Source organism: Denitratisoma sp. DHT3 (assembly GCF_007833355.1).
In the GTDB taxonomy this organism is placed as follows: domain Bacteria; phylum Pseudomonadota; class Gammaproteobacteria; order Burkholderiales; family Rhodocyclaceae; genus Denitratisoma.
The window spans coordinates 561,567-579,271 of the sequence record NZ_CP020914.1; the positions used below are offsets into that span (position 1 = coordinate 561,567).

14 protein-coding genes are annotated in these 17,705 nt (G+C 66.0%); 8 read left to right on the forward strand and 6 right to left on the reverse strand.

Features of this window, described 5'->3' with window-relative positions; genetic code table 11:
* Positions 1-4 precede the first annotated feature (4 nt).
* From B9N43_RS17105 to B9N43_RS02515, 5 genes are all read left to right on the forward strand, one after another.
* Positions 5-169, forward strand: a complete 165-nt coding sequence (locus tag B9N43_RS17105; protein ID WP_186453949.1) for a hypothetical protein — start codon at positions 5-7, stop codon at positions 167-169.
* A 528-nt stretch (positions 170-697) separates the two neighbouring features.
* A complete protein-coding gene (locus B9N43_RS02500; RefSeq protein WP_186453950.1) occupies positions 698-1,756 on the forward strand; it encodes a sialidase family protein in 1,059 nt (352 codons plus the stop codon).
* A gap of 33 nt (positions 1,757-1,789) precedes the next feature.
* Complete coding sequence (locus B9N43_RS02505; protein ID WP_145840762.1) at positions 1,790-4,132, forward strand: efflux RND transporter permease subunit; 2,343 nt, start codon at positions 1,790-1,792, stop codon at positions 4,130-4,132.
* A 72-nt stretch (positions 4,133-4,204) separates the two neighbouring features.
* Entirely contained in the window at positions 4,205-5,791 is a 1,587-nt protein-coding gene (locus B9N43_RS02510) for a DUF1302 family protein (RefSeq protein ID WP_145840763.1), read from the forward strand.
* A 17-nt stretch (positions 5,792-5,808) separates the two neighbouring features.
* The gene (locus B9N43_RS02515) at positions 5,809-7,074 is read left to right on the forward strand and encodes a DUF1329 domain-containing protein (RefSeq protein WP_145840764.1); all 1,266 of its coding nucleotides are present in this window, start codon (positions 5,809-5,811) and stop codon (positions 7,072-7,074) included.
* A gap of 205 nt (positions 7,075-7,279) precedes the next feature.
* Here B9N43_RS02515 and B9N43_RS02520 read toward each other — a convergent pair whose 3' ends face one another.
* On the reverse strand, positions 7,280-8,209 hold the full coding sequence (locus B9N43_RS02520; RefSeq protein WP_145840765.1) for a LysR substrate-binding domain-containing protein: 930 nt from the start codon (positions 8,207-8,209) through the stop codon (positions 7,280-7,282).
* 170 nt (positions 8,210-8,379) lie between these two features.
* On the opposite strand from B9N43_RS02520, the gene B9N43_RS02525 reads away from it, so the two are divergent.
* Together B9N43_RS02525 and B9N43_RS02530 are read left to right on the forward strand one after the other, a co-directional pair.
* On the forward strand, positions 8,380-9,561 hold the full coding sequence (locus B9N43_RS02525) for an acyl-CoA dehydrogenase (protein WP_145840766.1): 1,182 nt from the start codon (positions 8,380-8,382) through the stop codon (positions 9,559-9,561).
* 17 nt (positions 9,562-9,578) lie between these two features.
* Positions 9,579-10,448 (forward strand): AraC family transcriptional regulator, encoded by an 870-nt coding sequence (locus B9N43_RS02530; protein WP_145840767.1) that lies wholly within the window; start codon positions 9,579-9,581, stop codon positions 10,446-10,448.
* 178 nt (positions 10,449-10,626) lie between these two features.
* Here B9N43_RS02530 and B9N43_RS02535 read toward each other — a convergent pair whose 3' ends face one another.
* From B9N43_RS02535 to B9N43_RS02555, 5 genes are all read right to left on the reverse strand, one after another.
* Positions 10,627-11,817, reverse strand: a complete 1,191-nt coding sequence (locus B9N43_RS02535) for an acyl-CoA dehydrogenase family protein (RefSeq protein ID WP_145840768.1) — start codon at positions 11,815-11,817, stop codon at positions 10,627-10,629.
* An 18-nt stretch (positions 11,818-11,835) separates the two neighbouring features.
* On the reverse strand, positions 11,836-12,327 hold the full coding sequence (locus tag B9N43_RS02540; protein ID WP_145840769.1) for a cupin domain-containing protein: 492 nt from the start codon (positions 12,325-12,327) through the stop codon (positions 11,836-11,838).
* Positions 12,328-12,463: 136 nt separating this feature from the next.
* The gene (locus B9N43_RS02545) at positions 12,464-14,617 is read right to left on the reverse strand and encodes a xanthine dehydrogenase family protein molybdopterin-binding subunit (RefSeq protein ID WP_145840770.1); all 2,154 of its coding nucleotides are present in this window, start codon (positions 14,615-14,617) and stop codon (positions 12,464-12,466) included.
* A complete protein-coding gene (locus tag B9N43_RS02550) occupies positions 14,614-15,099 on the reverse strand; it encodes a (2Fe-2S)-binding protein (RefSeq protein WP_145840771.1) in 486 nt (161 codons plus the stop codon). Before B9N43_RS02550 ends, B9N43_RS02545 begins: the two co-directional genes overlap by 4 nt.
* 47 nt (positions 15,100-15,146) lie before the next feature.
* A complete protein-coding gene (locus B9N43_RS02555) occupies positions 15,147-15,914 on the reverse strand; it encodes an aspartate/glutamate racemase family protein (RefSeq protein WP_145840772.1) in 768 nt (255 codons plus the stop codon).
* A gap of 288 nt (positions 15,915-16,202) precedes the next feature.
* Between B9N43_RS02555 and B9N43_RS02560 the strand changes: the two genes are divergently transcribed.
* Entirely contained in the window at positions 16,203-17,684 is a 1,482-nt protein-coding gene (locus tag B9N43_RS02560; protein ID WP_222428781.1) for an aldehyde dehydrogenase family protein, read from the forward strand.
* Positions 17,685-17,705: the final 21 nt, after the last annotated feature.

Below are 17,705 nucleotides of genomic sequence, written 5' to 3' on the forward strand. Positions count from 1 at the left end.
TAGTGTGAAAAAACGTGCTTTCCTGCCGGGCCGTCCCAAGGACAACCATGGCGACACGGCGGGCACGGCGCATGTAGGAGCGGGCCATGCCCGCGAATCGGTGAGCGACGATGCGCTGGTCGCGGGCATGGCCCGCTCCTACAAAATCAGAACCTCCGTGCTTCCTTGACAGAGCTTTTCCGCCGCGCCGCCTTTCCCACAATGGGGAAAAGCGGCACGCGGCGCCAGCCGCAACGCATCGATGCCGCCACGAGGCGCCCCCAAACATCCGAGCGCAGCGAGCCATATCGAACCCCCCGGAGGGGGGCGAAGGGGGGCGAGCCAATGAATTCGAGACTAACAGCGCGCCGCGAGGCGCTCTTGCCCGCGGGAGCGCCGAGATTGACTCCGAAGGCAGCGACTCGCCGTTGGCGCGGCTTCGCGCGAAGCCGCCTGTGGCGCGGCACTGCGCCGTCGATGCGGAACGGCGCGCCGCCCCGTACAACCATGCATCGCCGGTCAATCGTTTCAGCGTGGTCGAGCAAGAAACGGAACGTCCCCGACGACACAATCATCCCGAACGTATAGGGGATAGCCGGGAAGTGCAGAAATGCGACCGCGGCCGCCCATATCGCCGAATCAAGACAGCCATGTCCGATCCACCGATCTGCCGGTGCCCGGACAAACAGGCGGAAATTATCAAGGAGGAAGTGGCGCTATGTCGCAACGAGTCGATTCGGGCGCGGTGGTCACGCGGCTGATCAAGTTGGTGCTGTCGGTGATGCCCTGGCTGATCATCGCCGGCCTGCTCTGGGCGGGGCTGTTCATCAAGCCCAAGTCGGTGGGGGCCATGGTGGCGCCGCCGGTGATGGGGCGCGGCGACGCCTTCTTCGGACTTGCCGCTCCGGCTTCCAAGCAGCTATGGGCGGTCGGGAACTTCGGCAAGATCATTCACAGCATCGACGACGGCGCCACCTGGTCGGGCCAGGGATCGTGCACCGCCAGCCACCTGCAGGACATCGCCGCCTGGGACGCCAAGCATCTGCTGGCCGTCGGCAACGGCGGCATGGTCTGCGTCACCGAGGACGGCGGCGGCCTCTGGAGCGGCAATCGCCTCGACTTCCTGCCCGCGTCGACCGACAAGCTGCTGCGCGTGAAGGCCGTCGCCGGCGGCGGCGCCTGGGCGGTCGGCGAGATGGGCGCGCTGCTCTATTCGGGCGACTACGGCAAGACCTGGGAGCGCCGGCGCGCCGTGCAGGACACCGCCTTCAACGATGTCGCCTTCGCCGACGAGAAGAACGGCTGGGTGGTCGGCGAGGCCGGCGGCATCCTGCGCACCACGGACGGCGGGCGCACCTGGGAGGCGGCGCCCTCCGGCGTGCGCAGCAGCCTGATGGGAGTGGCGTTCCGCGATGCCCGCAACGGCGTGGCGGTCGGTCTCGAGGGCGTCATTCTGACGACCGCCGACGCCGGGAGGACCTGGCGCCGCGTGGCCGCCGGGCGCCGGGACCGGAACGGCGCGGACATCCATCTCCACTTTTATGACATCGCGTGGGACGCGCAGCGCAACCGCTGGTTCGCCGTCGGCGACCAGGGCGTGTTCGCCACCGCGGACGGCGAGAGCAGCGCGTGGTCCGGCGGCCCTCTGGCGCCCCAGGAACTGGCCTGGCATACCCGGATCGTCGCGGCGGATGGACAACTGTATCTGGCGGGAGGCAGCCTCGGCCGCTGGACCGGGGAGGATGCCTCGTGGCATCGACTCGGCGCCGGGAATTGATTGATCGATGGACCGTAATGGCAGGGGAAGGCAATGATTGAAACAGGCTGGATAGCGAGATTCTCCACCTTCTGCATCCGCCAGCGGGCGGCGGTGGTGGTGGTGCTCGGATTGGCGACCGCGGTGCTCACCTATTTCGCGGCGCTGGTGGAGGTGAAGACGGTGTTCGCGGACATGCTGCCGTCGTCGCATCCTTATGTGAAGGTGCATGAGAAGTTCGCCGATACCTTCGGCGGCTCCAACATGGTGACGATCATGGTGGAGGCGAAGCAGGGCGACATCTTCGATCCCGCGATCCTGGAGAAGGTGCAGACCCTGACGTTCGAGCTGCGCAAGGTCTCGGCGGTGAATCCGTTCCAGATCATCTCCTTGGCCTCGAAGAAGGCCAAGGAGGTGCGGGCCTCGACCGACAACATCGAGACCCGCCCCCTGATGTGGCCCGACGTGCCCAAGACCGAGGCCGAGCTGCAGGAGCTGAAGGCCGCGGTGGTGCGCAATCCGCTGGTCTACGGCAGCTACGTGTCGACCGACCTGAAGGCCGCGCTGATCACGGTCGACTTCATCGACCGCCTGGTGGACTACGGCGTGGTGTTCCACGAGATCAACGATCTAGTGAACAAGGTCAAGGACGACCGCGTCCATATCCACGTCGTCGGCGACCCGATCCTGTACGGCTGGGTGAATCACCACCTGCCGGAGACCTTCCATCTGGTGCTGGCGACGGCGGCCCTGGTCGCCGCGCTGCTGTTCCTTTTCACGCGCACCTGGCGCAACACCGTGCTGCCGATGCTGGCCGGCCTGATCAGCGCGATCTGGGCGCTGGGCGTGATCAAGCTGGCCGGCATCCACTTCGAGCCGCTGGTCATCGTCGTCGCGGTGCTGATCAGCGCCCGCGCGGTGTCCCATTCGGTGCAGATCGTCAATCGCTTCGACGAGGAGGTGGACGCCATCGAGGCCGGCAAGGAGAAGTGCGAGGACGCCGCGCGGCTGGCGCTGCTCGACATGTTCCGCCCCGGCATGCTGGGCATCATCGCCGATGCCGGCTGCATGGCGGTGGTGGCGCTCAGCCCGATTCCGCTGCTGCAGAAACTCACCCTGCTGTCCGTGGTCTGGGTGTTCACGCTCTCGGTGAGCGCGGTCATCCTGACGCCGGTGCTGCTGTCCTGGGGACATCATCCGAAGGGCTACGCCCATCCGCTGAACACCGCGCCGCTGCTGCACAAGTTCCTCGGCTTCTGCGCCTGGGTGGCGACCTCGCGGGCGCGCTACGCGGTGCTCGCCGGCGCGGCGCTGGTGTTCTCCTTCTCCTGCTACTACGCCTTCAACCTGAAGATCGGCGACGCCAATCCGGGCTCGCCCATCCTCTGGTCGGACGCGCCCTACAACCGCGACTCGGCGGCGATCAACAACCGGTTCAAGGGCGTCGACCGCATGTTCGTGGTGGTCGGCGGCGAGAGCTCGGGCTTCGTCAAGAAGACCGAAGTGCTGGAGAGCATCGGCAAGTTCCAGCGCTTCATGAGCGCACAGCCGGAGATCGGCGGCTCGATGTCCATCGCCGACGTGGTGCCGACGGTCAACCGCATCATGCACGAGGGCAATCCGCGCTATTACGAGCTGGGCGATTCGGAAACCGTCAATGGCTCGCTGATGTATCTGTTCGAGTCGGTGTCGGAGCCCGGCGACCTGGATCGCCTGGTGGACACCGGCTATCAGAACGCCGCGGTGACGCTGCTGTTCCGCGATCGCCAGGGCGAGACCATCCGCACCGCGGTCGCGCGGGTGAAGGAGTTCATGGAGCTCAATCCGCTCAGCCAGGGCGCCTACTACCTGGCCGGCGGCGCCGTCGGCGTGATGGCGGCGGTCAACGAAATCATCCTGTCCGGACAGATCGAGGCCATCGCCCTGGCGCTGTTCGTGCTGGTGGTGATCTGTAGCGTCGTCTATCGCTCGACCATCGCCGGCATGGTGTTCATGGTGCCGGTGATCCTGTCGAACACGATCACTTTCTCGGTGATGGCCTTCATGGACATCGGCATGAACATCAACACCGTGCCGGTGGCCGCGCTGGGCATCGGCCTGGGCGTGGATTACGCCTTCTACATCGCCGACCGCATCAAGGAGGAGCTGGCGCTGGGCAAGGACGCCGTGACGGCGACCACCATCGCCTTGCACAGCACCGGGCTCGGCGTCGTGATCACCGCGCTGGTGCTGATCCTCTCGGTGATGCTGTGGTGGGTCTCCTCGCTGCGTTTCCAGGCGGAGATGGCCCTGCTGATGGGCATCTGGCTGGCGGTGTCGGCGAGTTCCGCCCTGCTGCTGATGCCTTCGATGCTGTTCGTATTCCGGCCGGCTTTCGTCTTCGGCCAGAAGTCGTAGTAGTGCCCTGGTAGTGCCTTGTGAATCTGTAACAGATAACTGCTTGATCCCATTCATGCTAGAGGAGGGTTTATGAGTAAAAAAAGAAAGTCGGTCCGACGCACCGTCGGCAGGATGGCGGGCGTGCTGGCAACCATGGCACCCCTGTGCGTGGCCACGGCGCACGCTGAAGATACGAAGATCTACGGCGATGTGAGCGCGGCGTTTTCCTGGAACACCCAGAACACGCTGAAGGACAACCTGGCCGGTTCGAACCGGGACACCAAGGGCAAGTTGTCCATGGCCCGGTTCACGCTCAAGCTCAACATCGATTCCACGGTCAATGACAACATTTCCTGGGTCGGCAAGTTCCGCCTGGTGAAGGATGCGTCGACCGACTACCTGCGGACGCTCGAAAAGCTCGGCGCAGATGCGGCGGGACATAACGATCTGTCGCGGCTGTACAGCGAAGGCGAGATCCGCGAGCTGTACATGGACATCAAGCCCAGCAGCAACGTGATGCTGCGCCTGGGCAAGCAGCAGGTGGTCTGGGGCGAGTCGGACTTCTTCCAGGCCATGGACATGGTGCATGGCTACAACTTCATGTGGCGCAGCTTCCTCGAGCCCGCCAACGAGGATCTGCGCAAACCGTCCGTGATGGCGAACCTGACGATCCAGGTGCCGGAGCTCGACGGCAAGGTCCAGGCCCTGTTCCGTCCCGGCGCGCTGAACAAGCACGACTCGATCGGCAACACCTTCGACATCCAGGGCGGGCGCTGGGCCAACCAGCCGCTGAAGAGCGTCGACTTCCTCGCCGTCACGCCCTACAACTACGAGGTCAGGGGCGCGGACGCGCGCGACAACACCTGGGGGCTGCGCTGGAGCGGCATGGCCAGCGAGATCAACTACTCGCTGTCGTACCTGAAGACCTTCAATCCGGTGCCGGTCATCAGCATGCGCAATGACATCTTCAGCACCCCCGGCACGGCCGGACTCTCCGGCTCCACGCCGTTCGAGGGCAATCAGCCGATCGGTCTGGCGGGCGAGGTCATCTATCCCAAGATCGACCTCTTCGGCCTCACCGCCTCGGGCTATTCCGCCGCCGCGGACGCGGTGTTCAGCACCGAAGTCGCCTACATCCGCGACTTCGCCTACAACTACGGCCAGACCTCGTTCTATTCCGGGGCACTGGGCGGCCCGGGCTATGACGGCGTGAAGCGCAAGGACGTCATCCGCTCGATGTTCCGCATGGACAAGAACCTGGCCTTCACCCAGTCCCTGCTGGGCACCGAGAAGCCCGCGTTCTTCTCGGTGCAGCTGTTCGACACCTGGATTCGGGATTTCAACAGCAAGGAGGATCTTGTCCAGCTGGTGGGCTTCGGCCAGCGCAGCAAGGAGCATTCCTCCCTGTTGACGGTGATCTTCGACACCAGCTACGCCAACGGCACCATCAATCCGGGCATCGTCGCCGGCCGCGACCTCAGCTACGGCGGCGGCTTCATCGTGCCGAGCATCGCCTTCCAGTTCGGCAAGGACTGGCGCCTGAAGCTGGAGTACGACCACTTCTTCGGCGGCGGCGAGCGCACCTTCGCAAACAACAACATCGAGCGCAATACCAGTCTGTTCGGCTATTTCGCCAACAACAACCAGTTCTACGCCAAAGTCACCTATCAATTCTGAGTCGAGGAGTATCGCGCATGATCACCAGACGTAAACTGCTCACCACCGCCGTCGTCATGGCGATGGCCGGCACCTGCCAATTGACCTGGGCCGGCGAGGTCGCCGATGGCACCGTGCTTTCCGCCGCCAACATCGACAGCCTGAAGAACGAAACCCTCGACGGCAAGCCGATCGGCAGCCTGCTGACCGAGAAGATGGAATGGCGCATCCGCAACAACGGCTGGAAGCTGCCGCTCTACAAGGCCAAGGAGATCCCGCTCGACGCCAAGTGGGTCAAGGCCAGCAAGGCCAACGCAGGCAAGACCAAGATCAATCCGCAGACCCGCGAGATCGAGGGCTGGGAAGCCGGCGAGCCGTTCCCCGACGTCCAGGCCAACGATCCCCAGGTCGCCGAAAAGCTGATCTGGAACTACCACCTCGGTCAGCTGGCGGGCGACGTGGCGACCGCCAAGACCTGGACCCAGCTCCTGATCGACGGCAAGAAGGGCATCCACGCCGAGCCCATCGCCGAATTCACCCGCTACAACATGAAGGGGCGGCTGGGCGGCAAGCCTACCGAGGGCGACGGCAAGGAGAAGGCCCGCCAGTTGCTGTTCTTCAAGGAACCGGCGGAAATGAAGGGCCTGGGCACCTTCACCATCATGTACGACTCGGCCCAGGTGCCCGACGCCTGGGTCTATGTGCCGGCGGTACGGCGCGTGCGCCGTCTCTCCGGCGGCGCCTGGATGGACCCGGTGGGCAGCTCCGACCAGTTGCAGGACGACCTGGAGATCTTCAACGCACGTCCTTCCTGGTACAAGAGCTACAAGCTGCTCGGCAAGCGCTGGGTGCTGGCCGTCGCCCACGCCAGGCTGCCGGCCTGGAACCCCAAGGCCAAGGCGTTCAACGAGCGTTATCCGGTGCTGGAGCAGGGTGAGCCGCACTGGAACCTGAACAACGATCGTTTCGAGCCGCGCGAGGTCTGGGTGATCGAGGCGGTGACGCCGGACGTCCATCCCTACAGCAAGAAGGTGCTGTACATGGATACCAAGTACCCGCGGATCTACTACGGCGAGGCCTACAACCGCAAGGGCGAGTTCTGGAAATTCATGGAATTCCACTCGTTCATGGTCAAGGGCGAGGACGGCTTCCAGAGCTACCAGACCTCCGGCGGCGCGATCATCGACTTCCAGCGCAACCACGCCACGGTGTTCCTGACCGACCCCACCCAGTGGTTCGTCAACCAGGCCAAGGTGAAGTCCTCGGATGTTTCGCTGGGACAGCTCGAGGCGGCTGGCCGCTGATCGCGGCACGACTGGCCGCGGCGATCGTTTCCATCGATCGCCGCGGCATCGAAGGCATCTCCTCTTGACCCGGCACCCCGCAACGGGGCCGGGTTCTTTTTTTGCCATGCCCATACCCATGCCTTGGGCGGTCATGTTCATGTCGAAGTATTTGGGTTCCGCATGTCTCGCCGTCAATGGGCCGGGAGGCATGACTGCCCGGCGTTCACTCTCGCGCGGGTCGGGAAGCGGATGCCTGCGGCCCGCTCCGCGCCAGCAGCCAGTCGCGGAAATCGACGATGTCCTGGCGTTCCTCGCCGGATTCCGGCGTCACCAGATAGTAGCCGCGGGCGCCGCGCAGGGGGCGATCGCAGGCGATGCGCAATTCCCCGCGCGCCAGTTCCGGCTCGATCAGCATGCGTGGCGCCAGGGCCACGCCCAGGCCGCAACTGGCGGCCATGGTGAGCATGGAGAACAGTTCGTAGCGCGGGCCGTAGCGGATCGGGTCGGCGCTGGCACCCATGGCCTCGAACCATTGGCGCCAGGCGTCGGGTCGCGTGCTCTGCTGCAACAGAGGCAGGCGCAGCAGGTCCCGCGGTTGCCAGCGGCCGCGCCCGGCCAGCAGCCGGGGGCTGGCCACCGGCACCACTTCCTCCTGCATCAGCAGTGTCGCCCGGGTGCCGGGCCAGTTGGCGAGCTGTTCGGCCGTTCCGGCATAGAGGGCGGCATCGAAGCCGCTGTCGGAAAACATGAAAGGCCGGGTCTGCGTCTCGATATGCACCGTGATCTCGGGGTGCAGCAGCGCCAGATCGGCCAGCCGGGGCAGCAGCCAGCGCGTGGCGAAGGTGGGCACCGCGGCCAGCTGGATCGCGCCGCCGCTGGCGGGCGCCGACATGACGTCGATGGTGTCCCGCTCCAGGCCGTTGAGCCGGCCGGCGATCTGGCGCGCATAGGCGACGCCCGTCGGCGTCAGGGCGACGCCGTGGCGGGTGCGCTTGAACAGCGGCACGCCGAGGAATTCCTCCAGGGCGGCGATCTGGCGCGACACCGCGCCCTGGGTGAGCGCCAGCTCCTGGGCGGCGCGGGTGTAGCTCTCGTGGCGGGCCGCCGCCTCGAAGCAGCACAGGGATTGAATGCTGGGGATCTTGCGTCTCATGTCGCTGGCTCCGGGATGGACTCGCTGGCGTCCCGGAATATATTCCAAAACAACATATCTTGGTTCCTAAAATTCGTTTGCCTCGCGTCTGGCCGGCGCCTACGATCCGGTCCATCGGAATAGCCCGCCGTCACTACCGTCACCACTGAAAATCTCAAGGAAAACTCAAAATGGCCAAGCCGGAATTCAACTGGAGCGACCCACTCTCGCTGTCCAACCAACTGACCGAGGAAGAGCGCATGGTGCGCGACACCGCGTTCGCCTATAGCCAGGAGAAGCTGGCGCCGCGTGTGGTGGAGGCGTTCCGCCACGAGCGCACCGACGCGGCGATCTTCCGCGAAATGGGCGAGCTGGGGCTGCTCGGCATCACCATCCCCGAAGCCTACGGCGGCGCCGGCATGGGCTATGTGGCCTACGGCCTGGTGGCGCGGGAGGTGGAGCGGATCGACTCCGGCTACCGTTCCATGATGAGCGTGCAAAGCTCGCTGGTGATGGTGCCGATCAACGCCTTCGGCACCGAGGCGCAAAAGCAGAAATACCTGCCGCGCCTGGCCACCGGCGAATGGATCGGCTGCTTCGGCCTGACCGAACCGAACCACGGCTCCGATCCCGGCAGCATGGCGACCCGCGCCCGCAAGGTGGCGGGGGGCTATTCCCTGAGCGGCGCCAAGATGTGGATCACCAACAGCCCGATCGCCGACGTGTTCGTGGTCTGGGCCAAGGACGACGCCGGCGCGATCCGCGGCTTCATCCTCGAAAAGGGCTGGAAGGGCCTGTCGGCGCCGGCGATCCATGGCAAGGTCGGCCTGCGCGCCTCGATCACCGGCGAGATCGTGCTGGACGAGGTGTTCTGCCCCGAGGAGAACGCCTTCCCCGAGGTCCGTGGCCTGAAGGGACCGTTCACCTGCCTCAACAGCGCCCGCTACGGCATCGCCTGGGGCGCGCTCGGCGCGGCGGAGGACTGCTACCAGCGGGCCCGCCAATACACCCTGGACCGCAAGCAGTTCGGCCGGCCGCTGGCGGCCAACCAGCTGGTGCAGAAGAAGCTGGCGGACATGCTCACCGAGATCGCCCTGGGCCTGCAGGGCTGCCTGCGGCTTGGCCGCATGAAGGAGGAGGGGGACGGCGCCGCCGTGGAGCTGACCTCGATCATGAAGCGCAACTCCTGCGGCAAGGCCCTGGACATCGCCCGCGTCGCGCGCGACATGCTGGGCGGCAACGGCATCAGCGACGAATTCGGCGTGGCGCGGCATCTGGTCAACCTCGAAGTGGTCAACACCTACGAGGGCACCCACGACATCCACGCCCTGATCCTCGGGCGAGCCATCACCGGCATCGCCGCGTTTTCCTGAGCGGCGCCGGCGGATCGATGACGGTCTCGTTCCAGCTCTCGGTGCATCACGGGGTCGGCGCCTTGCGCATCGGCGCGGGCCCGATGCACGACCGCCTGGCCGACGACGACGACGAGCGCCGCCCGGTCATGGGCTACGCCTATGGCTGGCCGACCAACGAGAAGTTCAGCATCGAGGCTCATCGCCATCTGCGGGCCCAGTTGATCTACGCGACCGCGGGGGTGCTGCGCGTCAGCACGGCGGATTGCACCTGGGTGCTGCCGCCCCAGCAGGCCGTGTGGGTGCCGGCGGACGTCGTGCATTCGGTCACGGCGACGGGGTCCTTCGACCTGCGGACCCTGTACCTGCACCCGGCGGCGATCCACGGCCTGGCCGAGGGATGCTGCGTGATCACCGTGTCGCCGCTGCTGCGGGAACTGATCCTGCATGCCATCAGAGTGGGGCCCGACTACGCCCTGGACGGCGCCGACGCCCGCATCCTGTCGGTGATCCCGGACCTGCTCGGCGCGATCGCGCCGGAGCCGCTGCAACTGCCGCTGCCGCGCGACAGACGGCTGCGGATCGTGACCGACGCCCTGCTGGAGAACCCCTCCGACAACCATCCGCTGTCGCATTGGGCCAAGCGCGTCGGCGCCAGCGAGCGCACGCTGCTGCGGCATTTCAACGGCGAGACGGGGCTGAGCTACCTCCAGTGGCGCAAACGCTTGCGCCTGTTGCAGGCCATCACGCTCCTGTCCAAGGGGTGCTCGGTGACGGCCACGGCCTACGAGCTGGGCTACGAGGGGCCCAGCGCCTTCGTCGCGATGTTCCGCCGCGAACTGGGGGTCTCGCCCCGGCGCTATCTGGCGCTGAACGACGAGCGCGAACGGGGCGCGGCCGCCGGTTAAAGCTGAAAGCCTCAATTCAAACCACGGCGACACGGCGGGCACGGCAAAAACCCTCGATTTCCTGGCTTTTCTCTTTTCTCGCTTCACCCCTCACTTGACTCGGGCGATTCATCAAAACGAGAGAAGCCTTCGTGGTTTCGCCGTGCCCGCCGTGTCGCCGTGGTTAACTACTTAAGGTTCAATACATGTCCATCGCCATGAACTGGCGCAGGACCTGGTTGGTGCCGTCGTAGATCGGGATCACCATCGAGTCGCGCACGTACTTCTCGGCCGGGTAGTCCTTCATGTAGCCCGATCCGCCCAGCACCTGCATCGCATCGACGGTGACCTTGCGCGCCATCTCGGAGGCATAGACCTTGACCATCGAGTGGTGGATCGCGCCGTCATGCACGTCGTGGTCCGCCGCCCATGCCACGCGCTGCACCAGGAGCCGGGTGGCCTCGATTTGCATCTTCATGTCCACCAGCATGTTGCCGATGCTCTGGTACTGGGTGATCGGCCGGCCCCAGATGACCCGCTGCCTGGCGTAGTCCTCCGCCATTGCGTAGGCGGCGCGCGACAGGCCCAGCGCCAGGGCGCCCGCGCCCAGGCTGTTGACCCCGAGGACGCTGGCGAAAATCGGGAGGCCGCCGCCTTCCGCGCCCAGCATGTCGTCCTTGGATACCTGGACGTTGTCGAAGATGAGCTCGCCGTTGCTCATCAGCCGATGGCCCATCTTGTCCTCCAGCTTGCCGACGGAGAATCCCGGCGTGTCCGGCGTCAGGAAGAAGATGCTGTTGGACTCGAAATTGGGCTTGCTCTTGTCGGTGCGCACCATGCAGCCGTAGAGTTCGGCACGGCTGGCGTTGGTGATGAAGTTCTTGGCGCCGTTGATTACATAGTCGTCGCCGACGCGCTTGGCGGTGGAGCGCGTTCCATACTCGGGATTGGGTTCGGGGCAGACGATTTCGGTGCCACCGGAGGGCTCGGTGCCGCCGAAGGCCAGCAAGTGGTGGGTGGCGCCGCTGGTGTCGACATAGGGGCGCAGCCAGCGCTCCGCCTGCGCCGGGGTGGCGTGGTCGGCGATCATCTTGCTGATGGCGCAACTGACGCCGAAGTTCATCGCGAAGCCGATGTCGGCGGCCGCCAGTTCCTCGATGACCAGGCAGAAGTTCTGCATGCCCAGCCCCATGCCGCCGAATTCCTCGGGCACCAGCATGGCGTGGAATCCCAGCGCGCAAGCCTTGCGCGAAGCCTCGGCGGCGAAGGAGTCGCGCGGGTCGGGCTGCCGGTCGTATTCGGCCGCCCGCGGCTTGACCTCTTTTTCGGCGAAGCGCCGGGCCAGGTCCTGGAGCTGGCGCTGCTCTTCAGTGAGGGTGAAGTCGATCATGACGAGGGTTCTCCGCGCTCAGTCGGCCAAGGGAATGGCGACGACGGTGGAAATGCCCTGGTCGGCGTTGTAGGAGCCGTGCCCCTTGCCCTGGTGGTCCTCCATCAGCAGCACCTGGCCGGGGCGCAGGGTACGGGTCTCGCCGTCGGAGGCGGTGAAGGCGACGGCGCCCGTCAGCACGATGAAGAACTGGCGGCGGGGTGGAGGATGGTTGGCGCGGCCGTCCCAGCCGGTGGGCGACGCCATGAACTGCACGGCCTTGGCCGGCCGCAGCCCGGCGGACTCCACCCAGACCGGCGGTACGTCGTTGGCGTACTGGAAGACCTTGAAGTTCACCGTGACCTTGTCGAAATGGGACTCGCCGTTCTTGCCGGTGTAGAGGCGGTCGTAGGTCAGCAGATCGGCGGTCTTGGGGGCGGGGGCGTTCGCCGCCGGCTCGCCGGCGTGGCACAGGGCAGAGGTCGCGAGCAGTGCGGAAATGCAAAGTTTCTTGAATGTTGTGGTTTTCATTGTTTCCTCCTGTTGTTGTAATGATCAAACTAAGTAAATAACAGATGAAAAAGTCATCACCCGTTCGGGCTGAGCCTGTCGAAGCCTGGTGATAGTGCGGCTTGCACTTCGACAAGCTCAGTGCGAACGGACCTGGTCAGACTTTCAGTGGCAGGGAGCGCAGCCGCTTGCCGGTGGCCCGGAACACGGCGTTGCCGACGGCGGCGGCGACCGGCGCCACCGCGCATTCGCCGACGCCCACCGGGCTGCGCTCGGATTGCGCCAGATGGATTTCCATCTTCGGCGCGTCATGCATCCGGGCCAGCGGGTAATCGTCGAAGTTGCCCTGTTCGACGCGGCCGTCGGCGATCGTGATCTCGCCTTGCAGGCAGGAACTCAGGCCCCAGACGATGCAGCTCTCGATCACGGTCCGGGCGATGTCCGGATTGATCTGCAGGCCGATGTCGGCGGCGCAGACGATCCGATGGACGCGGATCTTCCCGCCCTGGACGGAAACCTCGGCGGCCATGGCCACGATGGCGCCCTTGATCCTGTCCAGCGCCAGGCCGAGGGAGCGGCCGCGCGCGGGACGGCCCCAGCGGATCTTCTCCGCCACCTGTTTCAGCAGCCGGCTTTCGGTCGATCCCTGCTCCAGATGCTTCAGTCGGAACGCCAGGCCGTCCTCGCCGGCCTTGTGGGCCAGTTCGTCCATGAAGCTTTCGAGGAAGAAGCAATTGAAGGAGTGGCCGACGGAGCGCCAGAAGAAGACCGGCACGCCGCTGTCGACGATGACCTGGTCCACCTTGATCTCGCCGAGCTTGTATACCGGCTCGCTGACGGTTTCGAGGTTCTTGTCGTCGGTCTCGATCTTCTTCCGGGCGATCTTTTCCACCTCGGACGGCGGCATCGACGGCGGGAAGATCACCGGCCGCAGCACGTGGAACAGGTTGTAGATCAGGCTGCCGCCGGCGATTCTGAAGCGCCATGATTTGACCCGGCCGCCTTCGAGTTCGCCGTACATCCGGCTCACCACGGCGGGACGGTAGTGGTCGTGGCGGATGTCGTCCTCCCGGCTCCAGATCACCTTGACCGGCTTGCCGATACGTTTGGCGACCATCGCGGCGTCCGCCGAGACGTCGGCGATCACCCTGCGGCCGAAGCCGCCGCCGAGATAGCAGCCATGGACCGTGACCTTCTCCGGCGCGCAGCCCAGGGCCAGGGCGACGGCGCCGCGCACGATGTCGGGCGCCTGGGTGGAGACCCAGACATCGACCTTGTCGCCCTCGACCGCGACCGTGGCGTTCATCGGCTCCATCGGCGCATGGGCCATGAAGCCGGCCGAGTATTCGGCGCTGATGCCATCGGCGGCGACGGGCAGCGCGGCGGCGGCTTCAACCCGATCCAGCGCCTGGCGCTGATCGTGGGCGATCGTGGCGCTGGAGACGCCCTTCATGGCGCCCGCGTCCCACTCGACCTCCAGCTTGCCGGCGGCCTGGCGAGCGTACCAGTAGTGGCTGGCCACCACGGCGATGCCGCTGTCGATCGGGAATACGTCCAGCACCCCGCGCATCTGCCGGGCCGCCGTGGCGTCGAAGCGCTTGAGCGTGCCGCCGAACTGGGGGCAGCGCACGATCACCGCCATCACGGTGCCTTTCGGCGTGATGTCGATGCCGTACTTGGCCGAGCCGTTGGTCTTCTCCCTGGACTCCAGGCGACGGTTGTGCTTGCCGACGAAGCGATATTTTTCGCGCGGCATGAACTCCAGCCTGTCCGGCGGCGGCAGGGTCCTGGCCACGGCGACGAAGCTGCCGTAGCTGTCCCGCCGGCCGCTGCCGCGATGATGGATCACGCCGTCCCGCGCTTCGAGTTCGGCCGCCGGCACGTTCCAGCGCTGCGCCGCGGCCGCGAGCAGCAGCATCCGCACCGTCGCCGCCGCTTCGCGCAGGGGCTGGTAGCAGGTGATCATGGAACTGCTGGCGTTGGTGATCTGCAGCTTGAACAGCGGATTCAGGTAGGCCGGATGGATGCCGGAGAATTCACGGACGATGGTTTCCGGGGCGACGCCGAGTTCCTCCGCGACGAGGGTGACGAAACCGGTCATCGTGCCCTGGCCCATCTCGGCCTTGTGGAACTGGAAGATGATGCGGCTGTCGGGCGTCACCTGTAGCCAGGCGTTCGGTTGCAGGTCGCTGTCCGACGCGTGCGGATAGGGCACGGCCGGCGCTTTCTCGCCGGCGAAGGAGATGCCCACCACCAGGCCCGCGGCGGCGGCGACTCCGGAGAGGATGAAGCTGCGTCGAGTCATCTTCATTTGGATCGACCTCCGGCGGCGTGAGTCGAGGCCAGGTTCCTGGCGGTGGCGCGGATGGCGTTCTTGATGCGCTGATAGGTGCCGCAGCGGCAGATGTGTCCGCTCATCGCCGCCTCGATCTCCTTGTCCGACGGATGCGGATTCGATGCGATCAAGGCCGCCGCCGTCATGATCTGTCCGGATTGACAGTAGCCGCATTGCGCGACGTTCTCGGCCACCCAGGCGGCCTGCAGGCTGCTGGCGATCCGGCCGACCAGTCCTTCGATGGTGGTGACGTTCCTGCCCGCCGCCGCCGACACCGGCAGGCCGCAACTGCGCACCGGAACACCGTCGAGATGGACGGTGCACGCGCCGCAGGCGCCGATGCCGCAGCCGAACTTGGTCCCCGTCATTTCAAGCTCTTCGCGCAGGACCCAGAGCAGCGGCATCTCCGGGTCCACGTCGAGCGTGCGTTCCTTTCCATTGACTTTGATTTTCACCATGGTGTTGTTTCCTTGCGGTTGGTTGTGCGATCCGTGCCGGTGCGGGATCAGAATCTCGACAGCACGTTGTTCAATAGGCCGTCGTTGCGGAATTCCGGTTCGACGTAGCAGGCCTTGCTGTGGGAGAGCGACAGGTCCAGCAGGTTTTCGCATGCCTGGACCCCCACCAATGCCGGGTTCACGACCGGGACTGCGAGCTTTTGCGCCAGATATCGGTGGGACTGGTACATGGTGGTCGACCCCAGTACGATCACGTCGGCGCCGTCGTCCTCGATGGCTTGGCGAGCGGCCTGCTCCAGGGCCGCGAAGACGACTTCCTCCTTCCCCGTCAGCAGGGCTTCGAGATTGGGGTGGGTGTTGATATGCCGCACCGAGGCCAGCCGTTCATCGAGGCAGTACTGCTTCAGGCTCTTGAGGTAGAAGGGCACCCAGCGTTGCCAGAGGGTGACGACCGAGAATCTTTCCCCCAGGTTGCAGGCCAGCAGGTAGGAGCTGAGGCCGGCCCCCACCACCGGGATGGTGAGCCGGGAGCGCACCGCGTCGAGGCCGGTGTCGGTCATCGTGCTGATGCAGACGGCATCGCAGCCGTCGGCCTCGGCCTGTTCGGCCTGCTCCAGCACAAACGCGGTGGCCAGCGCGCTGTCGTAGTGGCTGTCGAGGAAATGCCCGCCTTCCCGGGCGAAGGAAAACTCCAGGGTGGTGCCGGGGCGCACGCACTCCGGCGGCACCTGGGCGCGGAACAGGGGCTGGGCGGCGGCGGGCACCGGCACCGGGGTGATGACGCTGATCCTGCGCGACTGCTCGTTTGCATTCATCTGGAACCCTCCTGAATGGTCGCGGCTCTGACGGCCCGACTGTGGGGGAATCCTAGTTCGGGGCGGGGATGGGGTTCTTGCTACAACAGGCCAAGGAATATCGAGAAGTCGACATGTCGATCCCGGCGTGCCGGAAGGCGGCCGGTGCGAACGTTTTTTTTGCGCAAAAGGGCTATCGCTTGCACGAGCGCGCTACCGCCCGGAATCGGGTCGTGGCTATATTGGCCGCGGATGCGAAGGGGAAGGCTGCTTCCGCCTTGCGCTGCCGCGACGGGACGGAGCGGTCCCATGACAGAAGAAACCCAGGAGGAAATGATGGTGCAGACAACAGCAATGCCGGTGCGATCGCCCATGGATCTGTGGATCGGCGGCCAGCACGTGGCGCCCGCGACAGGCCGGTATTTCATCGATCGCAACCCGGAGGACGACGCGCCCTACGCCCAGGTGGCGGAGGCGGGCGCGGACGACGTGGATCGCGCCGTGCAGGCCGCCCACGCGGCTTTCGACGGCTATCGGCGGACCCTCGCCGCCGACCGCGAAGCCTGGCTGTCGCGGGCCGCGGCGATCGTCGAGCGGCGGCGCCAGGAGTTCGTCGACGTGCTCACCGACGAGGTGGGCTCACCCTTCGGCAAGGCGCAGTTCGAGGTGCAGTACGCGATCAACTGCCTGCGCGCCGCCGCCGGTGTGGCGCGGCGGGTGACGGGGCAGACCATTCCGTCGGAGACGCCGGGGCGCTTCAGCATGACGGTGCGCGAACCGTTGGGCGTGATCGCCAGTATCACGCCCTTCAACGTGCCGCTCTTGAAGAACGTCAAGCTGAGTTCGACGCCGCTGGCCACTGGCAACACCGTGGTGATGCTGACTTCCGAGGAGGCGCCGCGGGTGGCCCACCTGCTCGCCGAGGTATATCACGAGGCCGGCATTCCGGCCGGCGCTTTCAACGTGGTCACCGGCTTCGGCGACAAGATCGGCGACGCGCTGACCACCCATCCCCTGGTCAAGGTGGTGATGTTCACCGGCTCCAGCCGCGTCGGCAAGCACATCGCCGGCCTGTGCGGCCCCCTGATGCGCCGCGTGGTGCTGGAGCTGGGCGGCAAGAACCCGCTGGTGGTGCTGGCCGACGCGGACCTGGATGCCGCCGTGGAAGCGGCCGCCCTGGGCCAGTTCTTCTTCCAGGGGCAAGCCTGCATGGCGTCGAGCCGGATCTACGTCGAGCGCGGCGTCGAGGCCGAGTTCTGCCGGCGCCTGAAGGCGAAGGCGGAAAGCCTGGGCATGGGCGACCTGCGCGACCCGAACACCTGGGTCGGGCCGATCATCTCGGAACGCCAGCGCCAGCGGGTGCGCCACCACATCGAGGACGCCGTGGCCCAGGGCGCGACGCTGCTCACCGGCGGCGACTGGATCGGCAACCGCTGCCGGCCCACGGTCCTGACCGGCGTCGCCGAGTCGATGACGGTCTGCCGCGAGGAGACCTTCGGTCCGGTCACCTCGATCTATCCGGTCGCCGACTTCGAGGAGGCCGTCGCCCGCGCCAACGACACCCGCTACGGCCTCAGCGCGGCGATCTTCACCCGCGACATCACCAAGGCCATGCAGTTCTCCCAGCGCGTCCATGCCGGCATGGTGCATATCAACGCGCCCACCCTCCACGACGAGCCCCACGTGCCCTTCGGCGGCGTCGGCGACAGCGGCTTCGGCCGCGAAGGCACCGACATCGACGTCGACACCTTCACCGAATGGAAGTGGATCACCGTGCAACTGCCGGCCTGACCCCGTTCCGCGATCGACAAG

What these genes read in the sequence shown, in the direction of transcription:
- B9N43_RS02500 (WP_186453950.1), top strand. Translation starts at nt 698, where the DNA reads ATGTCGCAACGAGTCGATTCGGGCGCGGTGGTCACGCGGCTGATCAAG.
- B9N43_RS02505 (WP_145840762.1), top strand. Translation starts at nt 1,790, where the DNA reads ATGATTGAAACAGGCTGGATAGCGAGATTCTCCACCTTCTGCATCCGC.
- B9N43_RS02510 (WP_145840763.1), top strand. Translation starts at nt 4,205, where the DNA reads ATGAGTAAAAAAAGAAAGTCGGTCCGACGCACCGTCGGCAGGATGGCG.
- B9N43_RS02515 (WP_145840764.1), top strand. Translation starts at nt 5,809, where the DNA reads ATGATCACCAGACGTAAACTGCTCACCACCGCCGTCGTCATGGCGATG.
- B9N43_RS02520 (WP_145840765.1), bottom strand. Translation starts at nt 8,209, where the DNA reads ATGAGACGCAAGATCCCCAGCATTCAATCCCTGTGCTGCTTCGAGGCG.
- B9N43_RS02525 (WP_145840766.1), top strand. Translation starts at nt 8,380, where the DNA reads ATGGCCAAGCCGGAATTCAACTGGAGCGACCCACTCTCGCTGTCCAAC.
- B9N43_RS02530 (WP_145840767.1), top strand. Translation starts at nt 9,579, where the DNA reads ATGACGGTCTCGTTCCAGCTCTCGGTGCATCACGGGGTCGGCGCCTTG.
- B9N43_RS02535 (WP_145840768.1), bottom strand. Translation starts at nt 11,817, where the DNA reads ATGATCGACTTCACCCTCACTGAAGAGCAGCGCCAGCTCCAGGACCTG.
- B9N43_RS02540 (WP_145840769.1), bottom strand. Translation starts at nt 12,327, where the DNA reads ATGAAAACCACAACATTCAAGAAACTTTGCATTTCCGCACTGCTCGCG.
- B9N43_RS02545 (WP_145840770.1), bottom strand. Translation starts at nt 14,617, where the DNA reads ATGAAGATGACTCGACGCAGCTTCATCCTCTCCGGAGTCGCCGCCGCC.
- B9N43_RS02550 (WP_145840771.1), bottom strand. Translation starts at nt 15,099, where the DNA reads ATGGTGAAAATCAAAGTCAATGGAAAGGAACGCACGCTCGACGTGGAC.
- B9N43_RS02555 (WP_145840772.1), bottom strand. Translation starts at nt 15,914, where the DNA reads ATGAATGCAAACGAGCAGTCGCGCAGGATCAGCGTCATCACCCCGGTG.
- B9N43_RS02560 (WP_222428781.1), top strand. Translation starts at nt 16,203, where the DNA reads ATGACAGAAGAAACCCAGGAGGAAATGATGGTGCAGACAACAGCAATG.